The following is a 4411-nucleotide window of genomic DNA, read 5'->3' as shown; positions in this document are numbered from 1 at the left end:
GGCCAGGACCACCATGAGGCCCCGCCACAGCACCGGCCAGACCCGCTCGAACAGCCCGGCCGCCCGCGCCCGCGCCACGAGCCGGTCGAGGGTCGCCCGCGCGGTGTCACGCGGTGTCCCGGAGGTCGCCGTTTCGGCCTCGCCCATCGTCGATCCGCTCTGGCGCCGGCCGATGCCGACGGTCGTGTTAACGAACCTAGCACCGTGGCAGCGGTCCATCATGGGGTCAAATCAGCCCAGGCGCGCTTGCCGGTTGCCGAGTGCCCGGCATTGCGTCATCGTCCGGTCATCTGTCTGGAACCGTACGGTTCGGCCCGCAGGTGGCGTTCCTGCAACCTTCGGTGCGGCAGCACTGATTTCTTCGAGAACCCTGTGCATCTCTACCGCCTCCGCGTCGCCTTTCGGGACAAGCGCGGCATCGTCCGGCCTCCGGCCCTCGACGAGACTCTGAAGGCCGCCAGCCTCCGGGAGGCCATCGGGGCGATCCTCGGCGACGCCGACCGCCTGCTCCTCGCGGGCACCAACCTCGCCTGGCTGACCGACACGGACGGCAACATGCTCTGGACGCTGCGGATGGACGAGCAGAACGCCGAGACGCCCTGATGCGGTCTCGCGACGCCGCTCCCGGGTGGACGGAGACATGAGCAAACCTTAACCTATCCGTATGTCCGATGATCGTTTCCAGCCTGACCGTGGACGGGAACACGGCGGCGAACTCTTCTCGGCGGTGCGATCCCTCGACGACGTCGTGGCCGTCTTGGCACAGTTGGCACGACGGCTGATCGGCGCCGACGGGATCGCGGTGGTGCTGCGCGAGGGCGGCTGCTGCCGCTACGTCGCCGAAGACGCGATCGCGCCGCTCTGGAGAGGCCAGCGCTTTCCGCTCGAAGCCTGCGTGTCGGGCTGGGCGATGCTCAACGGCGAGACGGCCGTCGTGCCCGACGTCACCCTCGATCCCCGGGTCCCGGTGGCGCCTTACCGGAACAAGTCGATCAGCAGCCTCGTGATGGCGCCGATCGGTGTGCCCGAGCCCGTCGCGGCCCTGGGCGCCTATTGGTGCGCCCTGGTTTTCCTGGAGGAGGCGACGGTGTGCCGTGTCGAGACCCTGGCCCGGCAGGCCACCGAGGCCATCGCGAGCCTGAACGCCGACGCGGAACGTGCCGCGCAGGGACACCCCCGGTACGCCGCTGGCTGACATCGTCCGCGGGCCGCGGTGGAGCCCGGGCACGGTCGATCTGGAAGAAGCGCCACCCCGCGTCCATCCGAACCTGCGCCCCTTTCCCGGACGCCTGGAACGCAGTGGAAGGTGATCCGGGATCCAGCGTGGACAAGAGCCGCGCCAGCGGCTCGATGTGGACGGCGCAGACGTTTCGACGCGTCGCGACGTCGTCATGCTGAACCCCGGAACGGGTTCCGCCGACGCTCCACCCGCCCGGGGACGGGGGCGGAGTCAACCGAAGGAATTCAACTGGGAACGGTATGCGGCAGGGCCCTCCTCCCCCCTGGGGGAGGTGGCCGCGAAGCGGACGGAGGGGGCTCGGCGGTGCCGGGATAGGCTCGGTGCCGCCCACTCCACCGCGCTGCGCGCGGTCCTCCTCGCCCAGAGGGCGAGGAGAGGCACGGCGAACGCTTCAATCGACCGGGAACGGTTTAAGAGGCCGCGCAGCGGTACCGGAATGAGGGGCGGACCGCCTAACCCAGCCACCCCGGCACGTGATCGAGCCCGATCAGCGCGTCGTAGCTCGTGCGCGGCCTGACCACCGCGGCCTCAGCGGCCTTCACCAGCACCTCCGGCACCAGCAGGCGGGTGTTGTAGGTGTTGGCCTGGACCGCGCCGTAGGCGCCGGCGGTCATCACCGAGATCAGGTCGCCTGGGGCGACGTCGGGCATCTCGCGGCCGAGCGCCAGATAATCGCCGCTCTCGCAGACCGGACCGACCACGTCGGCGACGATGCGGGGGGCGTCGGGGCCTGGCTCCACCACGGGGCGGAGCGCGTGATAGGCCTCGTACAGGGTCGGGCGGATCAGATCGTTCATCGCGGCGTCGACGATGACGAAGGTGCGGCCGGCGGTGCGCTTCACGTAGATCACGCGGGTCAGCAGGATGCCGGCGTTGCCGCAGATCATCCGGCCGATCTCGAAGACCGGCTTGAGGCCGAGCGGCTGGAAATGAGGGCGCAGCACCGCGGCCAGAGCCGTCGGGTCCGGCGGGGTGGTGTTGTCCTCGCGATAGGGGATGCCGAGGCCGCCGCCGAAATCGATGTGCTTCAGGCCGTGGCCGTCGCTCATCAGGTCGCGGGCGAGACCCGAGAGCCGGGCGCCGGCCCGGTCGAACGGCGCGAGATCGGTGATCTGCGAGCCGATATGCATGTCGACGCCGTGGACGGCGAGACCGGGCAAGGTTGCGGCGCGGGCATAGACCGCGCGGGCGCGGTCGATCGGGATGCCGAACTTGTTCTCGGATTTGCCGGTGGCAATCTTGGCATGCGTCAGCGCGTCGACGTCGGGGTTTACCCGGATCGAGACCGGTGCGTCCCGGCCGACCGACACCGCCACCTCGGACAACGCTTCGAGCTCGGGCTCGCTCTCGACGTTGAAGCAGAAGATGCCGGCCCGCAAAGCCGCGGCCATCTCCTCGCGGGTCTTGCCGACGCCGGAGAACACGATCCTGTCCGCCGGGACGCCCGCGGCCAACGCCCGGCGCAGCTCGCCCTCGGAGACGATGTCCATGCCGGCCCCGAGCCGCGCCAGGGTCGCCAGCACCGCCTGGTTCGAATTCGCCTTCACCGCGAAGCAGGTGAGGGCGTCGTCGCCGGCAAATGCCTCGGAGAACACCGTGTAGTGCCGCTCCAACGTGGCCGAGGCGTAGCAATAGAACGGCGTGCCGACCTCGTCCGCCAGCGCGGTCAGGTCGACGTCTTCGGCGTGGAGGCGCCCGTCACGGTAGCGGAAATGATGCATGGGGGCTCTTTAACAGAACGGACGGCATGCGGGAGCAGGCTGCCACGGCGAACCCTCTCCACTCTGCGGGCGACGGCCTCGGCGGATCCGATCCGACGCCGTTCGCTACTCTTTGGCTCCCAATCCACCCTGAGGTGCCGGAGCGAAGCGGAGGCCTCGAAGGGCGAGGCCGGGGGTCGGGCGCGGAGCTTCAGGCGCGACCCATAGCAACGGCCCTTCCGAAAACCGGCGGCCGCGTCCCGAACCGACGCTCTAGAGAATCGGATCGAGGATGAACGGCCCCTTCGGGATGGTGAAACCCCGCTTGGCGCCCTTGTTGGTCTGGACGGGGGCGCTGTCGATCCCGGCGGGGGTGGCCGAGAGCGGAAGCTCGTCGCCATCGCGGACGGCGTCCGCATCCGGGGCGGCACCGCCCGAGGCGACGCCGACGCTGTTGGGGAGCGAGCGGGCGGAAGCCGGGGCCGAGGTCGCGCGGCTCGACTCGCGCGTGGCGCCATTCGGCGGTTCGAGCTTGCCGCGGCGGCCGCAGCCGCCGGCGGCGAGGGCGACCATGACGAGGCAGATGCCGAGCGTCATCAAGCGCTTGGGCGCAGCTCTTGAAGTGAGTTCGAGGCGATCGGGGCGGGCGTGCATCGACGAGTCCGGCATTTCGGCGGTCTCAGCTTAGCCGTTCGCGGCCCGGGATGCGAGCGCACCGGCGCAACAGCGCGCCGGCACGCGTCTTTGGCAAGGTGGAATGAGCTTACCGGCCGCCCTTGGTGCCGGACGGCGCGTAGGCGTTGATCGCGCGGCGGCAATTCTCGGAGATCTTGGAGAAATTGCGCTTGAAGCAGGCGTCGGTGGCCGGATCGTCGGGGGAGAGGTTGCCGCAATAGGAGAGGTAATCGCCGGTGCAGTACTTTTTCAGGGTCTCGTTGCCCCGCTTCGAATCGACCGCCTGGGCGGAGGCCGCGACGGCGAGGCCGGCCAGGGCGAGGATGAACGGCTTCAGGGTCAAGGCCATGGGTCGACTCGATGGTGGGTGGGAAAGGGAGCCGGCGTCGGATGGCCGCCCGCCGTGTTGGAAACGCGGCGCGGGCAGGGCCATCGCGTGACGACGCCGTTCGGTGAGCGCGGACTTATTGTGCCGGGCGTGCCTCCGCAAGCGTGGCGGCACACCTTGGAGGACGCCGTCCGGCGCGCGAAGGGTCCCGCCCGGGACGAAGCCGAGGGATCAGGAGCGGGCGGCGGCCGGCATCGGGAAGCTCGCGACAGAAGGAAGGCGGTCGCGCTGAGTCAGGGCGTCGGCGACCTCGGTGATGCGCGCCCGCAGATCCGCGTCGTCGCGCTCGCTCGGCACGGCCCCATTGCCGTGGCGGTGGGACAGGGCCTTGGCGAGGGCATCCTCGGCGACGCGCAGGCTCGCGGCGAGGGTGTCGCGCTCGGCGACGACGGCAGCGTGGCGGGCGCG

Annotated in this window: 5 protein-coding genes and 1 pseudogene; 2 read left to right on the top strand and 4 right to left on the bottom strand. The window is 70.2% G+C overall.

Annotated features, from left to right (window positions below):
• Positions 1-372 precede the first annotated feature (372 nt).
• On the top strand, positions 373-603 hold the full coding sequence (locus FV217_RS21910) for a hypothetical protein (RefSeq protein WP_147821707.1): 231 nt from the start codon (positions 373-375) through the stop codon (positions 601-603).
• A gap of 61 nt (positions 604-664) precedes the next feature.
• On the top strand, positions 665-1195 hold the full coding sequence (locus FV217_RS21905; protein ID WP_147821705.1) for a GAF domain-containing protein: 531 nt from the start codon (positions 665-667) through the stop codon (positions 1193-1195).
• Between the two features lie 497 nt (positions 1196-1692).
• Here FV217_RS21905 and lysA read toward each other — a convergent pair whose 3' ends face one another.
• The 4 genes and pseudogenes from lysA to FV217_RS23120 form a co-directional block, all read right to left on the bottom strand.
• Complete coding sequence (gene lysA, locus FV217_RS21900) at positions 1693-2961, bottom strand: diaminopimelate decarboxylase (protein ID WP_147821703.1); 1269 nt, start codon at positions 2959-2961, stop codon at positions 1693-1695.
• A gap of 252 nt (positions 2962-3213) precedes the next feature.
• Positions 3214-3594 (bottom strand): hypothetical protein, encoded by a 381-nt coding sequence (locus FV217_RS21895; protein WP_238231861.1) that lies wholly within the window; start codon positions 3592-3594, stop codon positions 3214-3216.
• Positions 3595-3703: 109 nt separating this feature from the next.
• Positions 3704-3964 carry a 3',5'-cyclic-nucleotide phosphodiesterase gene (locus FV217_RS21890; protein ID WP_147821701.1) on the bottom strand — a complete coding sequence of 87 codons (261 nt, stop codon included), beginning with the start codon at positions 3962-3964 and terminating at the stop codon, positions 3704-3706.
• Between the two features lie 210 nt (positions 3965-4174).
• Positions 4175-4411 (bottom strand): annotated as a pseudogene (locus FV217_RS23120) (hypothetical protein); the annotation flags it as partial.

The sequence above is a fragment of the Methylobacterium sp. WL9 genome, assembly GCF_008040035.1.
GTDB lineage: Bacteria > Pseudomonadota > Alphaproteobacteria > Rhizobiales > Beijerinckiaceae > Methylobacterium > Methylobacterium thuringiense.
Note: the sequence above shows the minus strand (reverse complement) of the source record. Positions and strands in the feature narration are given on the sequence as shown.

Coding starts and splice junctions, on each gene's coding strand:
- FV217_RS21905 (WP_147821705.1), top strand. CDS start 665: ATGTCCGATGATCGTTTCCAGCCTGACCGTGGACGGGAACACGGCGGC.
- lysA (WP_147821703.1), bottom strand. CDS start 2,961: ATGCATCATTTCCGCTACCGTGACGGGCGCCTCCACGCCGAAGACGTC.
- FV217_RS21895 (WP_238231861.1), bottom strand. CDS start 3,594: ATGCACGCCCGCCCCGATCGCCTCGAACTCACTTCAAGAGCTGCGCCC.
- FV217_RS21890 (WP_147821701.1), bottom strand. CDS start 3,964: ATGGCCTTGACCCTGAAGCCGTTCATCCTCGCCCTGGCCGGCCTCGCC.